18 protein-coding genes are annotated in these 16,746 nt (G+C 72.1%); 15 read left to right on the top strand and 3 right to left on the bottom strand.

All coding sequences use genetic code 11. The annotated features are described in order from the left end of the window. The first annotated feature begins 3 nt into the window (after positions 1-3). Together Ato02nite_RS09990 and Ato02nite_RS09985 are read left to right on the top strand one after the other, a co-directional pair. Entirely contained in the window at positions 4-1,236 is a 1,233-nt protein-coding gene (locus Ato02nite_RS09990; protein WP_213006207.1) for a sensor histidine kinase, read from the top strand. Beyond that, positions 1,233-1,859 carry a response regulator gene (locus Ato02nite_RS09985; RefSeq protein ID WP_213006147.1) on the top strand — a complete coding sequence of 209 codons (627 nt, stop codon included), beginning with the start codon at positions 1,233-1,235 and terminating at the stop codon, positions 1,857-1,859. The genes Ato02nite_RS09990 and Ato02nite_RS09985 overlap by 4 nt, the downstream gene beginning before the upstream one ends. Here the strand turns inward: Ato02nite_RS09985 and Ato02nite_RS09980 are convergent. From Ato02nite_RS09980 to Ato02nite_RS09970, 3 genes are read right to left on the bottom strand one after another with little or no spacing between them, the layout of a single operon-like run. Continuing rightward, positions 1,842-2,252 (bottom strand): VOC family protein, encoded by a 411-nt coding sequence (locus Ato02nite_RS09980; RefSeq protein ID WP_213006146.1) that lies wholly within the window; start codon positions 2,250-2,252, stop codon positions 1,842-1,844. The two genes, Ato02nite_RS09985 and Ato02nite_RS09980, sit on opposite strands and share 18 nt — an antisense overlap. Beyond that, positions 2,203-3,087 (bottom strand): helix-turn-helix domain-containing protein, encoded by an 885-nt coding sequence (locus Ato02nite_RS09975; protein WP_213006145.1) that lies wholly within the window; start codon positions 3,085-3,087, stop codon positions 2,203-2,205. The genes Ato02nite_RS09980 and Ato02nite_RS09975 overlap by 50 nt, the downstream gene beginning before the upstream one ends. 10 nt (positions 3,088-3,097) lie before the next feature. Then, a complete protein-coding gene (locus Ato02nite_RS09970) occupies positions 3,098-3,601 on the bottom strand; it encodes a hypothetical protein (RefSeq protein WP_213006144.1) in 504 nt (167 codons plus the stop codon). A gap of 114 nt (positions 3,602-3,715) precedes the next feature. Between Ato02nite_RS09970 and Ato02nite_RS09965 the strand changes: the two genes are divergently transcribed. From Ato02nite_RS09965 to Ato02nite_RS09905, 13 genes are all read left to right on the top strand, one after another. After that, positions 3,716-4,321 carry a class I SAM-dependent methyltransferase gene (locus Ato02nite_RS09965; RefSeq protein WP_213006143.1) on the top strand — a complete coding sequence of 202 codons (606 nt, stop codon included), beginning with the start codon at positions 3,716-3,718 and terminating at the stop codon, positions 4,319-4,321. Positions 4,322-4,458: 137 nt separating this feature from the next. Next, on the top strand, positions 4,459-5,736 hold the full coding sequence (locus Ato02nite_RS09960; RefSeq protein ID WP_213006142.1) for an ABC transporter substrate-binding protein: 1,278 nt from the start codon (positions 4,459-4,461) through the stop codon (positions 5,734-5,736). Beyond that, the gene (locus tag Ato02nite_RS09955; protein ID WP_213006141.1) at positions 5,733-6,470 is read left to right on the top strand and encodes an ABC transporter ATP-binding protein; all 738 of its coding nucleotides are present in this window, start codon (positions 5,733-5,735) and stop codon (positions 6,468-6,470) included. Before Ato02nite_RS09960 ends, Ato02nite_RS09955 begins: the two co-directional genes overlap by 4 nt. After that, entirely contained in the window at positions 6,467-7,159 is a 693-nt protein-coding gene (locus tag Ato02nite_RS09950; RefSeq protein WP_213006140.1) for an ABC transporter ATP-binding protein, read from the top strand. The genes Ato02nite_RS09955 and Ato02nite_RS09950 overlap by 4 nt, the downstream gene beginning before the upstream one ends. Positions 7,160-7,163: 4 nt before the next feature. Then, positions 7,164-8,033, top strand: coding sequence for a branched-chain amino acid ABC transporter permease (locus tag Ato02nite_RS09945; protein ID WP_213006139.1), 870 nt, complete (start codon positions 7,164-7,166; stop codon positions 8,031-8,033). Further along, complete coding sequence (locus Ato02nite_RS09940; RefSeq protein ID WP_213006138.1) at positions 8,030-9,013, top strand: branched-chain amino acid ABC transporter permease; 984 nt, start codon at positions 8,030-8,032, stop codon at positions 9,011-9,013. The genes Ato02nite_RS09945 and Ato02nite_RS09940 overlap by 4 nt, the downstream gene beginning before the upstream one ends. Positions 9,014-9,042: 29 nt before the next feature. Next, complete coding sequence (locus Ato02nite_RS09935; protein ID WP_213006137.1) at positions 9,043-9,963, top strand: AraC family transcriptional regulator; 921 nt, start codon at positions 9,043-9,045, stop codon at positions 9,961-9,963. Positions 9,964-10,052: 89 nt separating this feature from the next. Beyond that, entirely contained in the window at positions 10,053-11,798 is a 1,746-nt protein-coding gene (locus Ato02nite_RS09930; RefSeq protein WP_213006136.1) for an FAD-dependent oxidoreductase, read from the top strand. Beyond that, the gene (locus Ato02nite_RS09925; RefSeq protein WP_213006135.1) at positions 11,795-12,763 is read left to right on the top strand and encodes a maleylacetate reductase; all 969 of its coding nucleotides are present in this window, start codon (positions 11,795-11,797) and stop codon (positions 12,761-12,763) included. The genes Ato02nite_RS09930 and Ato02nite_RS09925 overlap by 4 nt, the downstream gene beginning before the upstream one ends. Next, positions 12,760-13,638 carry an intradiol ring-cleavage dioxygenase gene (locus Ato02nite_RS09920; RefSeq protein WP_213006134.1) on the top strand — a complete coding sequence of 293 codons (879 nt, stop codon included), beginning with the start codon at positions 12,760-12,762 and terminating at the stop codon, positions 13,636-13,638. Before Ato02nite_RS09925 ends, Ato02nite_RS09920 begins: the two co-directional genes overlap by 4 nt. 131 nt (positions 13,639-13,769) lie before the next feature. Then, positions 13,770-14,789, top strand: a complete 1,020-nt coding sequence (locus Ato02nite_RS09915; protein WP_213006133.1) for an AAA family ATPase — start codon at positions 13,770-13,772, stop codon at positions 14,787-14,789. A 67-nt stretch (positions 14,790-14,856) separates the two neighbouring features. Next, positions 14,857-15,792, top strand: a complete 936-nt coding sequence (locus Ato02nite_RS09910) for a DUF58 domain-containing protein (RefSeq protein WP_213006206.1) — start codon at positions 14,857-14,859, stop codon at positions 15,790-15,792. Next, on the top strand, positions 15,789-16,742 hold the full coding sequence (locus Ato02nite_RS09905; protein WP_213006132.1) for a VWA domain-containing protein: 954 nt from the start codon (positions 15,789-15,791) through the stop codon (positions 16,740-16,742). The genes Ato02nite_RS09910 and Ato02nite_RS09905 overlap by 4 nt, the downstream gene beginning before the upstream one ends. Positions 16,743-16,746: the final 4 nt, after the last annotated feature.

Raw genomic sequence — 16,746 nt, 5'->3', positions numbered from 1 at the left:
ACGATGCGCCGGCTGGACAAGTGGCGTCGTTTGCTGACCTACGTGCCGTACGGTGCGCTGGCCTGTTCCACGGCGCTCGTGCCGGCCGGCACCGCGCATCTGCCCTACCCGGTGATCGCGGTGCTGGTGACGGTGACCGCGGCCTGGATGCTCTGGTGGGTGACCCTGCACCCGGCCTGGGAACTCGACCACCGCCGGATGACGATCTTCTTCGCCGTCCAGGTGGTCCTGATCTACCTGCTGGTCTGGTCCAGCCCGCTGTTCGGGTTCTTCGCCTGGACCGGCTATCTGTTCACCGCCTACGCCCTGCGGGGCAAGCGCGACCGGATGATCGGCGGCACCCTGGTCGCGTTCGCCACCGCGGTCTCCCAGGCCAACGGTTTCCAGGCGATCGACGACCCGGACTCGTGGGGCTACTTCTCGGTGGTTCTGCTGTTCAACCTGGTCATCGCGAACGCCATGACGTACCTGTCGACGATGACCGACGAGCAGTCGGAGAAGCGGGCCGAGATGATCGAGCAGCTGGCCGAGGCGAACGCCCGCCTGGAGGAAGCCCTCCGGGAGAACGCCGGCCTGCACGCCCAGCTGCTGGCCCAGGCCCGCGAGGCCGGTGTGCACGACGAACGGCAGCGGATGGCCGGCGAGATCCACGACGTGCTGGCCCAGGGCCTGACCGGCATCGTCACCCAGCTGGAGGCGGCCGACGCGGCCGCCACCGACCCGGCCGCCTGGCGCCGCCACCTCGGCACCGCCAAGGGCCTCGCCCGGGAAAGCCTGGCCGAGGCCCGCCGCTCGGTGCAGGCGCTGCGCCCGCAGACCCTGGAGGCGTCGGCGCTGCCCGAGGCGATCGACGAGGTCGTCACCGGCTGGTCCGCGCTCAACGGGGTGCAGGCCGCACTGATCACCACCGGGACGCCCCGCCCGCTGCTGCCCGAGATCGAGACGACGCTGCTGCGCACCGCACAGGAGGCCCTGGCCAACGTGGCCCGGCACGCCGAAGCGGGCCGGGTCGCGCTGACCCTGTCCTACATGGAGGACGTGGTGACGCTGGACGTACGCGACGACGGCACCGGTTTCGACCCGGCCGCACCGCGAAACACCTCGTCCTTCGGCCTCGCCGCGATGCGGGAACGGATCCTGCGCATCGCCGGGACCCTGGCGGTCGAGTCCGAACCGGGCGGCGGCACCGCCGTGTCGGCCTGCGTGCCGGCCATCACGATGGGGGTTACCGCGTGATCGGCCTGCTGATCGTCGACGACCATCCGGTGGTGCGGGATGGACTGCGCGGCATGTTCGCCGGCGACGACCGCTTCCGGGTGCTGGGCGAGGCCGGCAACGGCAAGGAAGCGCTGGCCGTCGCCCGGGCGGTCAGCCCCGACGTGGTGCTGATGGACCTGCGGATGCCCGAGATGGACGGGGTCAGCGCGATCGTGGCACTGCGCGAACAGGGCTCGACGGCCCGGGTGCTGGTGCTCACCACCTACGACACCGACCGGGACGTGCTGCCCGCGATCAAGGCCGGCGCGACCGGCTACCTCCTCAAGGACACACCGCGGGAGGAGTTGTTCCGGGCGGTCACGGCGGCCCACCGAGGCGAGTCGGTGCTGTCGCCGGCGGTGGCCGGCAAGCTCATGGGCTCGCTGCGCTCGCCGGCCAAGGAACCGCTGAGCCAGCGGGAGATCGAGGTGCTCACGCTGATCGCGCGGGGCAACAGCAACCGCGAGGCGGCCGCCCAGCTTTTCATCAGCGAGGCGACGGTCAAAACCCACTTACTGCACGCGTACGCGAAATTAGGCGTACGCGATCGGGCGGCCGCCGTGGCCGCGGCGTTCGAGCAGGGCCTACTTCGGCGGGAGTGAGCCCCGGTAGGTGCCGAACGACCACAGGTTGCCCTCCGGGTCGCGGGCCGCGAACTCGCGGGAGCCGTAGTCGGTCTCCTGCGGCGGCTGGATGATCTCGGCGCCGGCCCGGGCGGCCCGCTCGTGCAGGGCGTCGACGTCGTCGGTGACCACGTAGGCGCCGAACGTGCCGGGGCGCAGGGACCACTTGTCGTCCGGGCCGCGGTCGTGGGCGGAGCCCAGCATGATGCCGCCGCCGAGCGGCCAGGACAGCTGGGCGTGGTCGACCCGGTCGCCCTCGCCGTAGACGACGGCCTCCTCGAAGCCGAACGCCTCGACCAGGAAGCGGATCAGGGCGCGGGCGTCATCGGCCCGCAGCGTCGGCCAGACCTGGGGTGGTGGTGAGTCGCTCATGCTCCCGATCCTCGGTCATCAGTCGCGCGGTGGCTTGGACAAAACCGAACTCGTCGGCCACCCACCGCGTCGGCGTGCAACCGGCGAACGCCCGGAAGTCGCGGACCAGGTGGGACTGATCGGCGTAGCCGTGCGCGGCGGCCACGTCGGCCAGTCGGGTCGAGGGGCTCAGCGAACGGCGGGCGCGGTCGAATCGGGCGATCCGCGCGGCCTCCTTGGGCCGAAGGCCGATCTCGGCGCGGAACCGGTCGGTGAGATAGCGCGGGCTCCAGCCGACCTCGCCGGCGACGTCGGCGACCGACCGGGCCGCGCCGCCGCCGAGCAGCCGGTAGCACGCGTGCCGGATCTCCGGCGCCACCGCGACCGGGAACAGGCGCCGGCCCAGCACGTCGTCGATCGCCGCGAAACGGGCCGGCCAGGAGGACGCCGAACACAGGCGGTCGCGGATCTCGGCCACGATCGGCGCGCCCAGCACGGCGGCGGCATCCACGTCGATGCCCCCCAGCTCCGCGGCGGGCAGCCCGAACAGGGCCCGGCACCCCAGCGGCCGCAGCGCCACCTGCACCCCGGACTGCCGTCCGGGGTGGGTGAGCAATGCCGGGCGCAGGTGCAGGCCGCCGATCAGCGCGGCGTACCGGCCGGGCGTCTGGCGGGGGTCGGGGTGGGCGGCCACGTCCAGCGGGTCGTCCATGGTGAAAACCACGGTGAGGTACGGCGAGGGAAGGCCCCGATGGGTGGCCGGCGCCAGGCCGCGCTGCCGGTAGCCGGAGTAGAAACCGACGTACGGCAGCAGCGCGGCCGACGGCCTGGCCTGGGCGTACTCGTCGACGCTCACCCGTCGCAGCCTAGTCGGAGAGAGCCTTCGCCAGGTCGTCGCGGAAGGCCCGCTCGTCGTCGGTGACGTTCTCGCCGCCGAGGCCGAGCACACCGCCGGTGGAGGCGGCGCCGACCACCGATTCGGCGATCTCCACCAGCCAGTGCTTGTAGGTCTCCGCGTCGGCCTGCTCGGCCTTCGCGGTGAGCAGGGCGTTCGCCTCGGCGGCGCGGCCCAGCACGTCCTCGGCGTACCCGATCGGGTCGCTCGGTTCGATGACCGGTGCTTCCTCGCCCAGTTCGGGGTCGCCGACCTCGGAGAGCAGCTGGGCGGCGACCGCCGCGACCAGGGTGCTGGCCGACGCGCGGGCGTCCGAGATCACGTCGATGCCGGCCTCGCTCTCGTGCCGGGTCTTGCGGGCGCTGTCGGGGGTCGCGACGCTGGCCGCGGTGAGCACCGACTGCGGCAGCCCGACCAGCAGGCCCCATTCGGCGTCGGTGAAGCCCAGCTTCGTGTACAGCGGTTCGTCGGTCACAGATGATCCTCACGTTGTGGTGTGGCGGCGCGGGTTCTTCCTTACCCGGACCCGCCGTGGATCATCCACCCGACACCCCGAACGAGGTCTTTCGCCTCGGGAGAAGATTGAGGCATGAGCAACGACAACCTCTGGCTGCAGCGCACCGCCGCCGACCCGGGCCACTCGCAGTGGTACATCAAGCGGTTCCGGGACATGGCCGAGCGCGGCGACGACCTGGCCGGGGAGGCCCGCCTGATCGACGCGATGGTGCCGCGCGGCAGCCGGATCCTCGACGCCGGCTGCGGTCCGGGCCGGGTGGGCGGCCACCTCGCGGCGGCGGGCCACGACGTGACCGGCGTCGACATCGACCCGGAACTCATCGCCGCCGCGCGGGCCGACCATCCCGGCGCCACCTGGCTGGTCGGCGACCTGGCCGAGGTGAAACTGGAACCGCCGGGCTTCGACGTGATCGTCTGCGCCGGCAACGTGATGACCTTCCTGGACCCGTCCACCCGCACCGAGGTCCTGCGCAACTTCGCCGCCCACCTGGCCGTCGGCGGTCGCGCCGCGATCGGCTTCGGCGCCGCCCGCAACTACGAGTTCCACGACTTCTTCGAGGACGCGGCCACCGCCGGTCTGCGCCCCGAGGTGCTGCTGAGCACCTGGGACCTGCGTCCCTTCCACCCCGGCGCCGACTTCCTGGTCGCCCTGCTCGCCCGGGAGGAGCGCCCGCACTGAGCAAGTTCGTCGATTCCGCCACACCTTCGGATTTCCGCCGTCTTGGCGTCCCGGCCTTGCTCGGGACCTGAGTCGCCCCGCAACACTGAGCACGCCGGTGACGTGGACCACAGGTGCGGCAGTGGAGCGGAGACGCGATGAAACGACGGACCTTCCTCACCGCGGCGGGACTGGCCGGGCTGGCCGGCACCGGTGCCTGTAGCAGCGGCATCAAACGCAGTGAGTCGACCGGTTCGACCGGCACCCTGAAGCTCGGCTACGTCACCCCGCAGACCGGCGCGCTGGCCCCGTTCGGTGAGGCCGACACGTACGTGGTCGGGGCGGTCAAGGAGTGGTTCGCCAAGAACCCGCTGCGCGTCGGTGGGCAGGACCTCACGGTCGAGGTGCTGGTCAAGGATGCCCAGTCGGACTCGAAGCGGGCCGGCACGGTGGCCAGCGACCTGATCCTGTCGGACAAGGTCGACCTGATGCTGGTGTCGTCCACCCCGGACATCACCAACCCGGTGGCCGACCAGTGCGAGGCGAACGGGGTGCCGTGCATATCCACGGTCGCGCCCTGGCAGCCGTGGTTCCTCGGCCGCGGCGGGGCGGTGGGTGGCAAGAGCTTCACCTGGACGTACCACTTCTTCTGGGGTCTCGAGGACGTTGAGGCCGTCTACCAGGACATGTGGGCGGCGGCTGGGGCCGGCAAGAAGGCCGGCGGGCTCTTCCCGAACGACCCCGACGGCAACGCCTGGGGCGACCCGAAGACCGGGTTCCCGCCGGCCGTCGCCACGAACGGTTACTCGATCGTCGACCCGGGCCGGTTCGCGGTCGGCACCCAGGACTACTCGGCGCAGATCGCCCGCTTCAAGCAGGGCGGCGCGGACATCCTGCTGGGCGTGGTGGTGCCGCCCGACTTCACCAATTTCTGGAAGCAGGCCGCCCAGCAGGGTTACCGGCCGAGGATCGCGACGATCGCGAAGGCGTTGCTGTTCCCGTCGACCATCGAGGCGCTCGGCGATCTCGGGCAGAACCTCGGTACCGAGGTGTGGTGGTCGCCGACCCATCCCTTCACCAGCTCGCTGACCGGGCAGACGGCGGCCCAGCTCGCCGAGGCCTTCACCGCCTCCACCAAGAAGCAGTGGACGCAGCCGATCGGTTTCGTGCACGCCCTGTTCGAGGTGGCCGCCAAGGCGGTGGCGACGGCCGGGTCCACCGATCGTCAGGCCGTCGCCAACGCCCTCAAATCCCTCAAGCTGGACACCGTGGTGGGCTCGCTGGACTGGACGGCCGGCCCGGTTCCCAACGTCGCCAAGACGCCGCTGGTCGGGGGCCAGTGGCGGAAGGGCACGACGTACCCCTACGACCTGGTCGTCGTCAGTAATCCGCTGAAGACGGCGGTGCCGGTGGCCGGACAGGTCCAGCCGCTGTGACGACGCTGGTCGTCGACGGGTTACGGCGGCGGTTCGGGCCGCTGCTGGTGGCCGACGACATCTCGTTCCGGCTCGACGCCGGCCGGGCCCTCGGGGTGGTGGGTCCGAACGGGGCCGGCAAGTCCACCCTGCTCAACCTGATCAGCGGGGCACTGCGGCCCGAGGCCGGGACCGTCACGCTCGACGGCCGGGACGTCACGGCCCGGTCCGCCGACGAACGCTGCCGGCTGGGCATCGGCCGTACCCATCAGGTGCCGCGCCCCTTCACCGACCTGACCGTCTTCGAGAACGCGCTGGTCGCGGCGGGCGCGGGCGGCGGCCTGCGACGCACCGCGGCATATCGGGCGGCTTCTGCCGCCCTCGACCGGACCGGCCTGCGGAAGTACGCGAACGAACGGGCCGGCCGGCTGCCGCTGCTCGACCGCAAGCGCCTGGAACTGGCCCGGGCGCTCGCCACCGGCCCGAGCGTGCTGCTGCTCGACGAGATCGGCGGCGGCCTGACCGAGCCGGAACTGCGGATCCTCATCGACACGGTGATCGGCCTGCGCGGTGCGGGCCTGGCCGTGATCTGGATCGAGCACATCGTGCACGCCCTGGTCGAGGTGGTCGACGAGTTGCTCTGCCTGGCGACCGGCCGGGTCATCGCGCACGGTGAACCATCGGCCGTGCTGGGCAGCCGGGAGGTGCGGGAGGTCTATCTCGGCGAGGAGCTCGAGGAAGGCATCGCCGGATGACCGCGCTGCTGACCGTCGAGGATCTGGACGTGCGCTACGGCGACGCGCAGGCGCTGTTCGGGGTGGACGTGACCGTCGAGGCCGGCGAGACGCTCGCGGTGATCGGCGCGAACGGCGCCGGCAAGTCGACCCTGCTGAAGACGATCGCCGGTCTGCTGCGGCCCGGTCGCGGCCGGATCCGCTTCGACGGCCGCGACATCACCGGGCTGCCCGCGCACCGCCGTGCCCCGCTCGGCATCGCCCTGGTCCCCGAGGGCCGCCGGCTGTTCCCCAGCCTGACCGTCGAGGAGAACCTGCTGATCGGCGCCGGTCTGGCCAAGGCTCGGCCGGACCGGATCTACGAGTTGTTTCCGCACCTGGTGGCACTGCGCCGGCGCGGTGCCGGGCTGCTCTCCGGCGGCGAGCAGCAGGCCGTGGCGATCGGCCGCGCCCTGATGAGCGATCCCCGGCTGCTGCTGCTCGACGAGGTGTCGCTCGGCCTCGCCCCGATCGTGGTGAAGCAGCTGTACGCCGTGCTGCCGGCCATCACCGCGGCCGGCACCACGGTTCTCCTGGTCGAGCAGGACGTCAACCAGGCCCTGGCCGCGGCCGACCGGGTCCAGTGCCTGCTGGAGGGCCGGGTCGCGCTGGAAGCCGCGGCCGGCGACGTGTCCCGGGCCGCCGTCACCCGCGCCTACTTCGGAGTGTGACCCGATGACCTGGGTGAACGCGGTCGTGCAGGGAATCCTGCTGGGCGGCCTCTACGCGCTGTTCGCGACCGGCCTGTCGCTGATGTTCGGTGTCATGCGGATCGTCAACCTGGCGCACGGCGACCTCTCGGTGCTCGCCGCGTTCCTGGCCTTCGCGCTGATCGACGCCCTGCCGCTGAACGCGTTCGCCACGCTGGTCCTGGTGGTGCCGGCCATGGCCGCGCTGGGCTGGCTGCTCCAGCGGTTCGTGCTGCAGCGCAGCCTGGGCGCCGGGCAGCTGGCGCCGCTGCTGGTCACCTTCGGCCTGTCGGTGGTGCTGCAGAACGTGCTGCTGGAGGTGTTCTCGCCGGACAGCCGGGCGCTGGACATCGGCGGGCTGGGCACGGCCGGGCTACGCCTGTCCGGCAGTGTCTCGGTGGGCTGGTTCGGCGTCCTCTGCCTCGGGATCGCGATCGCCGTACTCGTCGGGCTCCAGCTCTTCCTCGCCCGCACCGCCTTCGGCCGCGCGATGCGCGCCACCAGCGACGATCAGGAGACGGTCCAGCTGATGGGGATCGACCACCGCCGGGTGTACGCGACGGCCACCGCGATCGCCTTCGCGACCCTGGCGGTCGCCGGAGTGCTGTTCGGCATGCGCACCACGTTCGACCCCTCGATCGGCCCGGCCCGGCTCATCTTCGCGTTCGAGGCGGTGATCATCGGAGGTCTGGGCAGCCTGTGGGGCACCCTGGCGGGCGGGGTGGTGCTCGGCGTCGCCCAGACCGTCGGCGCGCAGATCTCCCCGGCGTACTCGATTCTCGCCGGTCATCTGGTCTTCCTCGCGGTTCTGGTGCTGCGCCCGCAGGGCATCCTCCGGCCGGCGGCGGCCCGGTGACGGCCGTCGTCGTCACCCGGGCCGGCACCGCCGGTCGGGTCGGACTGTCCGCGGCCGGGCTGCTGGCGCTCCTGCTCGCCGCCGCGCCCTACCTGGTCACCTCGGACATCACGCACACGCTCGTCGACCTGTTCGTGTTCGTGGTCATCGCCACCATGTGGAACCTGCTGGCCGGCTACGGCGGACTGGTCTCGGTCGGCCAGCAGGCCTACCTGGGTGCCGGGGCCTACGCCGTGATCGCTCTCTCGGTGCACGGCGGGATCAACGCGTTCCTGGCCGTGCCGCTCGCCGCCCTGGCCGCCGGCCTGCTCGCGGTGCCGCTGTCGTTCCTGGCGTTCCGCCTGCACGGCGGCTACTTCGCGATCGGCACGTGGGTGCTGGCCGAGGTGGTCAAGCTGGTGACGGCCCAGATCGGTCCGCTCGGCAAGGGCTCCGGCGCCTCGCTCACCACGGTCTCCGGCTACGACCCGGACATCCGGGTGGCCTACACCTACTGGCTGGCGCTGGCCGTGGCGGCCGGCTCGGTGACCGCCGTCTACCTGCTCATCCGCACCCGGACCGGCCTGCAGCTGACGGCGATCCGGGACGACGGGATCGCGGCCGAGGCGGCCGGTGTGCGGGTGCGGCGGGCCAAACGGCTCGTCTATCTGATCGCCGGGACCGGCACCGGAGCGGCCGGGGCGATCGTCTGCCTGAACACCCTCACCGTGCAGCCGGAGAGCGTCTTCAGCGTGCAGTGGTCGGCGTACATGATCTTCATGGTGGTGGTCGGTGGCATCGGCACGATCGAGGGCCCGATCGTGGGGGCTCTGCTGTTCTTCGGGCTCCAGCAGGCCCTGTCCGCGCAGGGCCCGGTCTACCTGATCATCCTGGGCGCGGTGGGCGTCGCCGTGGTCCTGCTCGCCCCGCGCGGCCTGTGGGGCTCGACCGTCGGCCGCACATCGATCAGTGTCTTTCCGGTTGGGCACACCCTGCGCTAGCGTGTGATTGCCGACACACGGGGGTGAGCGTGCCGCAGCTGGTGAGCTTCAACACGGCCGAACTGCCCGCCGCCCAGCGCATCGCGCGCTGGGAGGACCACAACCGGGACGCCCTGATCGGCCTGCGCTGTCGCATGATCAGTGAAGTGCCGTTCGAGGGCAGCGAACTCAATCTCCAGCTCGACCGGATGCATCTGGCCCGGGTCCGCGGCACCTCGCACGTCGTCGAGCGCCCGGCCGAGGTGATCAGGTCGAGCCCGGCCGACGCGATCGCGGTCTACCTGACGGTTTTCGGCGAGGCGTTCTTCTACCACGACGACGGTGTCCTGACCCTGCGTCCCGGGCAGGCCCTGATCTGCGACGCCGATCGCCCGTTCATGCGCGGCTTCTCCCGCGGCCTGGAAGAGCTGGCGATCAAGGTGCCCCGGGCGACCTTCCGGGAGCTGACCGGGCTCGACGAGCTGGCCGCCCCGCTGGTGCGTGACTTCGCCCAGGGCGACGTGGCCGCCCGCACGTTCGCCCGGCTGATCGACCGCGCGCTGCGGCCCGGCAGCGACGAGCCGGTCGACGAGCGCACCGCCCTGCACCTCCTGGCCGGCATGACCGGGCGCACCGCGGCCGACCCGGGCACGGTGCACCTGGCCAACGCCCGCGCCTTCATCGAGGACCACCTGACCGACCCCGGCCTGAGCGCCTCCCGCGTCGCCGCCGGCATCGGCATCAGCGAACGGCACCTGTCCCGGGCGTTCGCCGCCACCGGCACCAGCCTTCCGCAGTTCGTCCTGGTGCGGCGGCTCGAACGCGCCCGTGGACTGCTCGTCGGCCGGCCGCGCACGACGATCGCCGAGGTGGCGGCGCGCTGCGGGTTCGGCTCCGCCGCCTACTTCTCGCAGGCGTTCCGGGCCCATTTCGGCGTGCGTGCGGCCGACGTACGCCGAAGTGCTGTTTAGGTCGTTGATTTCCGCCGCATCTTCGGATTTCCGCCGTGTTTCGGCCCGGCCCTTGCCGAGAGGGCGTCCCGGGTCCGCAGACTGATCACATGACGGTGACGACCGATGTGCTGATCGTGGGTTCAGGTCCGGCCGGGGCGGGTGCGGCCCTGCTGCTGTCGACCCTCGGAATTCCGAACATCATGATCACGAAGTACCGGTGGACGGCCAACACGCCGCGGGCGCACATCACCAACCAGCGGGCGATGGAGGTCTTCCGGGACGCCGGCATCGAGGCCCAGGTGCAGGCCGACGCCACCCCGCACGAGTTGATGGGCGACACCGTCTTCTGCACCTCGATCGCCGGCGAGGAGATCGGGCGCATCCTCACCTGGGGCACCCACCCGGTCCGCGAGGGCGACTACCGGGTCGCGTCGCCCTGCCTGCCGGTCGACATCCCGCAGAACTACCTCGAGCCGATCCTGGTGCGCAACGCGACCGAGCGCGGCACCCAGACCCGCTTCTCCACCGAATACCTCTCCCACGCCCAGGACGACGACGGCGTGGACGTGCTGGTCCGCGACCGGCTCACCGGCGAGGAGTACACGATCCGCGCCAAATACCTGATCGGCGCCGACGGGGCCCGCTCGATGGTCGCCGCCGACCTCGGCCTGCCGATGGAGGGCGCGATGGACATCGCCGGCTCGATGAACATCACCTTCAAGGCCGACCTTGCCGCGCACGTCGGGCACCGGCCGTCGGTGCTCTACTGGGTCATCCAGCCCGGCTCCAACGTGGGTGGGATCGGCGCCGGCCTGGTCCGGATGGTGCGGCCGTGGAACGAGTGGCTCATCGTCTGGGGCTACGACATCAACTCGCCGGCGCCGGTCGTCGACGAGGCCGCGGCCACCGCGATCGTCCGCAACCTGGTCGGGCTGCCCGACCTCGAGGTCGAGATCACCGGAACCTCCCTGTGGGGCAACAACGAGATGTACGCAACGCGGCTCCACGAGGGCCGGGTGTTCTGCGCCGGCGACGCCGTGCACCGCCACCCGCCGTCGAACGGGCTCGGCTCGAACACCTCGATCCAGGACGCCTACAACCTGGCCTGGAAGCTCGCCGCGGTGCTGCGCGGGCAGGCCGATCCGTCGTTGCTCGAGACCTATTCGACCGAACGCGCCCCGGTCGCCGAACAGATCGTCAAGCGGGCCAACAAGTCGTCGCGCGAGTTCGTCCAGTTCTTCGAGGTGCTCGGCCTGCTCGACGCGCGCGACGAGGCCGAGATGGCGGCCCGGATCGAGGAACGCAAGGCCAACACCCCCGGCGGCGCGGCCAAGCGGGCCGCCCTCGTGTCGGCCATGGAACTCAAGCACTACGAGTTCAACGCGCACGGCGTCGACCTCGGCCAGTTCTACTCCTCCGCCGCGGTGGTCCCCGACGGCAGCACGCGGCCGACCCCGCCGCGCGACCCGGAGCTGTACTACGAACCCTCCACCGTCCCGGGATCCCGGCTGCCGCACGTCTGGGTGGGCGACGCGAAGCGCCGGATGTCCACTCTCGACCTCGCCCCGATGACCCGGTTCACGCTGTTCACCGGCATCGCCGGGGAAGCCTGGGTGGCGGCCGCCGAGAAGGCCGGGGCGGAGCTGGGCGTACCGGTGACGGCCGTGGTGATCGGGCCCGGCCGCGCGGTGACCGACCTGTACTACGACTGGGCCCGGGTGCGGGAGATCGAGGAGGAGGGTGCGCTGCTGGTCCGCCCGGACAAGCACATCGGCTGGCGGTCGGTGCGGCTGCCGGCCGACCCGCACCGCGCCCTGCACGACGCCCTGACCGCGATCCTCGGCCGGTCATGAGCCTGCGCTTCACCCACGAGACGCTGCCGCAGCGGGTGGTGTTCGCGCCGCACGAGGTCCTTCCGGCGGAGATTGCGCGGCTGGGCGATCGTCCTCTGGTGATCGGGGACCGGTCCGGTCTGCTGCCGGACGCGTCGCACTTCACCGAGGTGGCCATGCACGTGCCGGTCGAGGTGGCCGAGCGAGCTCGTAAGGCCGCGCACGACGCCGACGTCCTGGTCAGCATCGGCGGCGGGTCGACCACCGGCCTGGCCAAGGCGATCGCGCTGACCACCGGTCTGCCGATCGTCGCGGTCCCGACCACCTACGCCGGTTCCGAGGCCACCGACGTGTGGGGGCTCACCGAGAACGGCCGCAAGACCACCGGATCCGACCGCCGCGTCCTTCCCCGGACCATCGTCTACGACGCCGCCCTGACGGCGTCCCTGCCGCTCGAGCTGGGCATCGCGTCCGGGCTGAACGCCGTGGCGCACTGCGTCGACTCGCTGTGGGCGCCGCGGGCCGACCCGATCAACCGGGCGCTCGCGCTCGCCGGCTTCCACGCCCTGACCGGCGGGCTTCCGCGGCTCGGCGAGTTCGCCGGCCGGGAACAGACGCTGTACGGCGCGTACCTGGCCGCGGTGGCCTTCGCCTCGGCCGGTTCCGGGCTGCACCACAAGATCTGCCACGTCCTCGGCGGCATGTACAACCTGCCGCACGCCCAGACGCACGCCGTGATGCTGCCGCACGTCCTCGCGCTCAACGCCGCCGCGGCCCCGGAGATCCCGCCGGCCGACCTGCGGCAGCTGCTCGATCGGGTGGACGCGCCACGCGCCCTGCGCGACTACGGGCTGCGCGAGGCCGACCTCCCGGCCGCCGTCGACGCGATCCTGGCCGCGGTGCCGCCCGGCAATCCCGTGCCGGTCACCACCGGCAACCTCACCGAACTGTTGCGCCGCGCGTGGGCCGGACAGGAGCCGCAATGAGCACCGAACAGGAAATCCGCGAGTCCCAGCTGGTCGACCGGGTCGTCGCGTCCTTCGCCGGCACCCCCGACCCGCGGCTGCGGGAGCTGATGCAGGCCCTCACCCGGCACCTGCACGCCTTCGTCCGCGAGGTGCGGCTGACCGAGGCGGAATGGCAACAGGCGATCGCCTTCCTCACCGCGACCGGCCACATCACCGACGACCGGCGGCAGGAGTTCATCCTGCTCTCCGACGTGCTCGGCGCGTCGATGCAGACCGTCACGGTCAACAATCAGGCGTACGGCGACGCCACCGAGGCCACCGTGTTCGGCCCGTTCTTCGTGCAGGGCTCCCCGGAGATCCCGCTCGGCGGCGACATCTCCGGCGGCGCCGCCGGGCAGCCGTGCTGGGTCGAGGGCACGGTCACCGACGCCGCGGGCAAGCCGGTGCCGCACGCGCGGATCGAGGTCTGGGAGGCCGACGACGACGGCTTCTACGACGTGCAGTACGGCGACGACCGGGTAGCCGCCCGCGGCCACCTGCACACCGACACCGACGGGAGCTACCGCTTCTGGGCGATCACTCCCACGCCGTACCCGATCCCGCACGACGGCCCGGTGGGCCGCCTCCTGGCCGCCACCGGCCGGTCCCCGATGCGGGCCTCACACCTGCACTTCCTGGTCGAAGCGCCGGGCCTGCGCACCCTGGTGACGCACATCTTCGTCCGCGGCGACGACCTGCTCGACTCGGACAGCGTCTTCGGCGTGCGCGATTCGCTGGTCAAGGACTTCGAACCGCAGGCGCCGTCCACGCCCACCCCGGACGGCCGTGACCTCGGCGACCAGCCGTGGTCGCGGGTGCGCTTCGACATCGTCCTGGCCCCGGCGGCCGGATAGCCGGCGAAAGACCGGCGAAAGTCTCGCCTTCGGCTCGTTTTCGGTGCTTCCCGGTGTGATGGGAGACCAGGGCGGGCGCTCGACGCCAACCCCCGGCTCGGGCGTCCGCCCCACCGTCACCGAGGAGAGCCATGACCGACCTTGCCGCCGATGCTGACGTGCGGTTGCTCGAACAGACCCTGTTCGAGGTGAAGAAGGTGATCGTCGGGCAGGACCGGCTGGTCGAGCGGCTGCTGACCGCGCTGCTCGCCGGCGGGCACTGCCTGCTCGAAGGAGTGCCGGGGGTGGCCAAGACCCTGGCCGCCGAAACCCTGGCGATCGCGGTGGGCGGCGCCTTCCACCGCATCCAGTTCACGCCCGACCTGGTGCCGTCGGACATCCTCGGCACCCGGATCTACCGGGCCAGCCGAGAGAGCTTCGACGTCGAGCTCGGCCCGGTGATGGCCAACCTGGTGCTGGCCGACGAGATCAACCGGGCGCCGGCGAAGGTGCAGTCGGCGCTGCTGGAGGTGATGGCCGAGGGGCACGTGTCGATCGGCGGCCGTACCTACCCCGTACCCCGGCCGTTCCTGGTCCTGGCCACCCAGAACCCGATCGAGAGCGAAGGCGTCTACCAGCTGCCCGAGGCGCAGCGGGACCGCTTCCTGATGCGGGTGGTGGTGGGCTACCCGAGCGAGCAGGAGGAACTCGGCATCCTGTACCGGATGGGCTCGACCCGGCCGGCCGCCGGCCCGGTGCTGGACACCGGCAAGCTCGCCGCGCTGCAGGCCCGGGCCCGGGACGTCTTCATCCACCACGCCCTGGCCGAATACGTCGTGCGGCTGGTGATGGCCACCCGCGACCCGGCGGCGGCCGGCCTCCCGGAGATCAAGGACCAGCTTGCGTACGGGGCCAGCCCGCGCGCCACCCTCGGACTGGTCGCCGCCGCCCGGGCACTCGCCCTGTTGCGTGGCCGCGACTACGTACTGCCCGGCGACCTGGTCGACATCGCCCCGGACGTGCTGGCACACCGGCTCGTGCTCTCGTTCGACGCGGTCGCCGACGACGTGCCGCCCGAGAGCATCGTGCGGCGCATCCTCGAGACCGTGCCGCTGCCGGTGATCGCGCCCGCGCAGCCGGACGCCGGCCCGGGTCTGGGGGTGGCGGCATGACCGAGCGAAGCGAGCGTCATGATCGCGTTTTGGGTCTTTCGCTCCTCAACGAAGGTAGGGGGGCGTGATGGACGGCGGGCTGTCACTTCGCCGGCTCGAGTTGATGATCACTCGGCGCCTGGACGGGCTGCTGCACGGCTCGTACCTCGGTCTGCTGCCCGGACCGGGCAGTGAGCCGGCCGGCAGCCGCGAATACCAGCCGGGCGAGGACGAGGTGCGGCGGATGGACTGGTCGGTGACCGCCCGCACCGCCGTCCCGCACGTGCGCACGATGGACGCCGACCGGGAACTCGCCACGTCGGTGCTGGTCGACGCGAGCGCCAGCATGGACTTCGGCACCGCCGACCTGGAGAAGCGGGAACTGGCGGTCGCCGCGGTCGCGGCGGTCGGCTTCCTCACCACCGGAGCCGGCAACCGGCTCGGCGCCCACGTGCTCACCGCGGACGGCGTCCGGCGGTTCCCGGCGCGCGGCGGACGCCTGCACCTGCTGGCCATCCTGCGCGCCCTGGGCACCGCGCCGCGGGCGGACACCGGGGCGCCCTCTCTGGCGGACGCGCTCGACGGTCTCCACGCGGCCGCCCGGCGTCGCGGACTGGTGGTGATCGTCTCCGACTTCCTCGACGGCCTCGACGAGGACGGTCTCGGCCCGGCCGCCCCGGCCTGGGAACGGCCGCTGCGCCGGCTCGCCACCCGGCACCAGGTGCTGGCCGTCCAGGTCGGCGACCCGCGCGAGCGGGAACTGCCCGACGTCGGCCTGCTGGCACTGGTCGACCCGGAGACCGGGCGCCGCCGCGAGGTCGCGACCGCGAGCCGGCGCCTGCGCCTGCGTTACGCCGCGGCCGCTCGACAACAACAAGACACGATCACCGCGGCCGTACGCCGATCCGGTGCCGCCCATCTGCGGTTGCGAACCGACCGCGACTGGGTGGCCGACATCGTCCGGCACGTACGAGCGCAGCGCCGCCTCGCCCTCGCTCCCCGCATCGGAGGTGCCCGAGCATGAACTGGCTTTCCCCGGAACGGCTGTGGCTGCTGGCCGGTGTCGCCGCACTGATCGTCGCGTACGTCATCGCGCAGCGCCGCCGCAGCCGATACGCCGTCCGATTCACCAATCTGAAGCTGCTCGACCGGGTCGCGCCGAAACGCCCGGGCTGGCGGCGGCACCTGCCGGCCGGCCTGTTCCTGGGCATGCTCGCCCTGCTGGTGGTCGGTTTCGCCCGCCCGCAGGCCGAGGTGCAGGTGCCCCGGGACCGGGCGACCGTACTCGTGGCCGTCGACGTGTCCGGCTCGATGGGTGCCACCGACGTCGCTCCCGACCGGCTGGCCGCGGCCAAGGCGGCCGCCCACGACTTCGTCGCCGACCTGCCCGAACAGTTCAACGTCGGGCTGGTCGCCTTCAGCGGGACCGCCTCGGTGCTGGTCCCGCCGGTCACCGACCGGGCCGCGGTCGGCGCCGGCATCGACCGGCTGGCCGAGGGGGTCGCCGGGCCCGGCGGCGGCACCGCCATCGGGGAAGCGATCGCCACCTCGCTGGAATCCATCCGCAGCCTCGACGCGCAGGCCGGCGAGGACATCCCGCCGGCCCGGGTGGTGCTGCTCTCCGACGGCGCCAACACCTCCGGGCAGAACCCGGACCAGGCGGCCGGGCTGGCCGCCGAACTGGGCGTGCCGGTGGACAGCATCTCGTTCGGCACCGCCGAAGGAGTGGTCTGGGGCAACACGCCGGTGCCGGTCGACGGCCAGACGTTGCAGGCGGTCGCGAACGCCACCGGCGGCAACTACTTCGAGGCCGGCAGCGCCGACGAGCTGCGGGACGCGTACGCCGACATCGGCAGCTCGGTCGGGCATCGCACGGTTACGCAGGACGTTTCGGCTCGCTTCATCGGCGCTGGGCTGGTGCTGGCTTTGCTGGCCGCGCTGGCGTCGATGTTCTGGTTCGCCCGTCTGCCCTGAGAGG

Origin of the sequence: Paractinoplanes toevensis (assembly GCF_018332695.1) — a bacterium.
In the GTDB taxonomy this organism is placed as follows: domain Bacteria; phylum Actinomycetota; class Actinomycetes; order Mycobacteriales; family Micromonosporaceae; genus Actinoplanes; species Actinoplanes toevensis.
This window is presented reverse-complemented; position numbering and strand designations above follow the sequence as displayed.

Excerpts from the sequence above, each read along its gene's own strand:
- Ato02nite_RS09990 (WP_213006207.1), top strand. The coding sequence starts at position 4 with ATGCGCCGGCTGGACAAGTGGCGTCGTTTGCTGACCTACGTGCCGTAC.
- Ato02nite_RS09980 (WP_213006146.1), bottom strand. The coding sequence starts at position 2,252 with ATGAGCGACTCACCACCACCCCAGGTCTGGCCGACGCTGCGGGCCGAT.
- Ato02nite_RS09965 (WP_213006143.1), top strand. The coding sequence starts at position 3,716 with ATGAGCAACGACAACCTCTGGCTGCAGCGCACCGCCGCCGACCCGGGC.
- Ato02nite_RS09960 (WP_213006142.1), top strand. The coding sequence starts at position 4,459 with ATGAAACGACGGACCTTCCTCACCGCGGCGGGACTGGCCGGGCTGGCC.
- Ato02nite_RS09950 (WP_213006140.1), top strand. The coding sequence starts at position 6,467 with ATGACCGCGCTGCTGACCGTCGAGGATCTGGACGTGCGCTACGGCGAC.
- Ato02nite_RS09945 (WP_213006139.1), top strand. The coding sequence starts at position 7,164 with ATGACCTGGGTGAACGCGGTCGTGCAGGGAATCCTGCTGGGCGGCCTC.
- Ato02nite_RS09930 (WP_213006136.1), top strand. The coding sequence starts at position 10,053 with ATGACGGTGACGACCGATGTGCTGATCGTGGGTTCAGGTCCGGCCGGG.
- Ato02nite_RS09925 (WP_213006135.1), top strand. The coding sequence starts at position 11,795 with ATGAGCCTGCGCTTCACCCACGAGACGCTGCCGCAGCGGGTGGTGTTC.
- Ato02nite_RS09920 (WP_213006134.1), top strand. The coding sequence starts at position 12,760 with ATGAGCACCGAACAGGAAATCCGCGAGTCCCAGCTGGTCGACCGGGTC.
- Ato02nite_RS09915 (WP_213006133.1), top strand. The coding sequence starts at position 13,770 with ATGACCGACCTTGCCGCCGATGCTGACGTGCGGTTGCTCGAACAGACC.
- Ato02nite_RS09910 (WP_213006206.1), top strand. The coding sequence starts at position 14,857 with ATGGACGGCGGGCTGTCACTTCGCCGGCTCGAGTTGATGATCACTCGG.
- Ato02nite_RS09905 (WP_213006132.1), top strand. The coding sequence starts at position 15,789 with ATGAACTGGCTTTCCCCGGAACGGCTGTGGCTGCTGGCCGGTGTCGCC.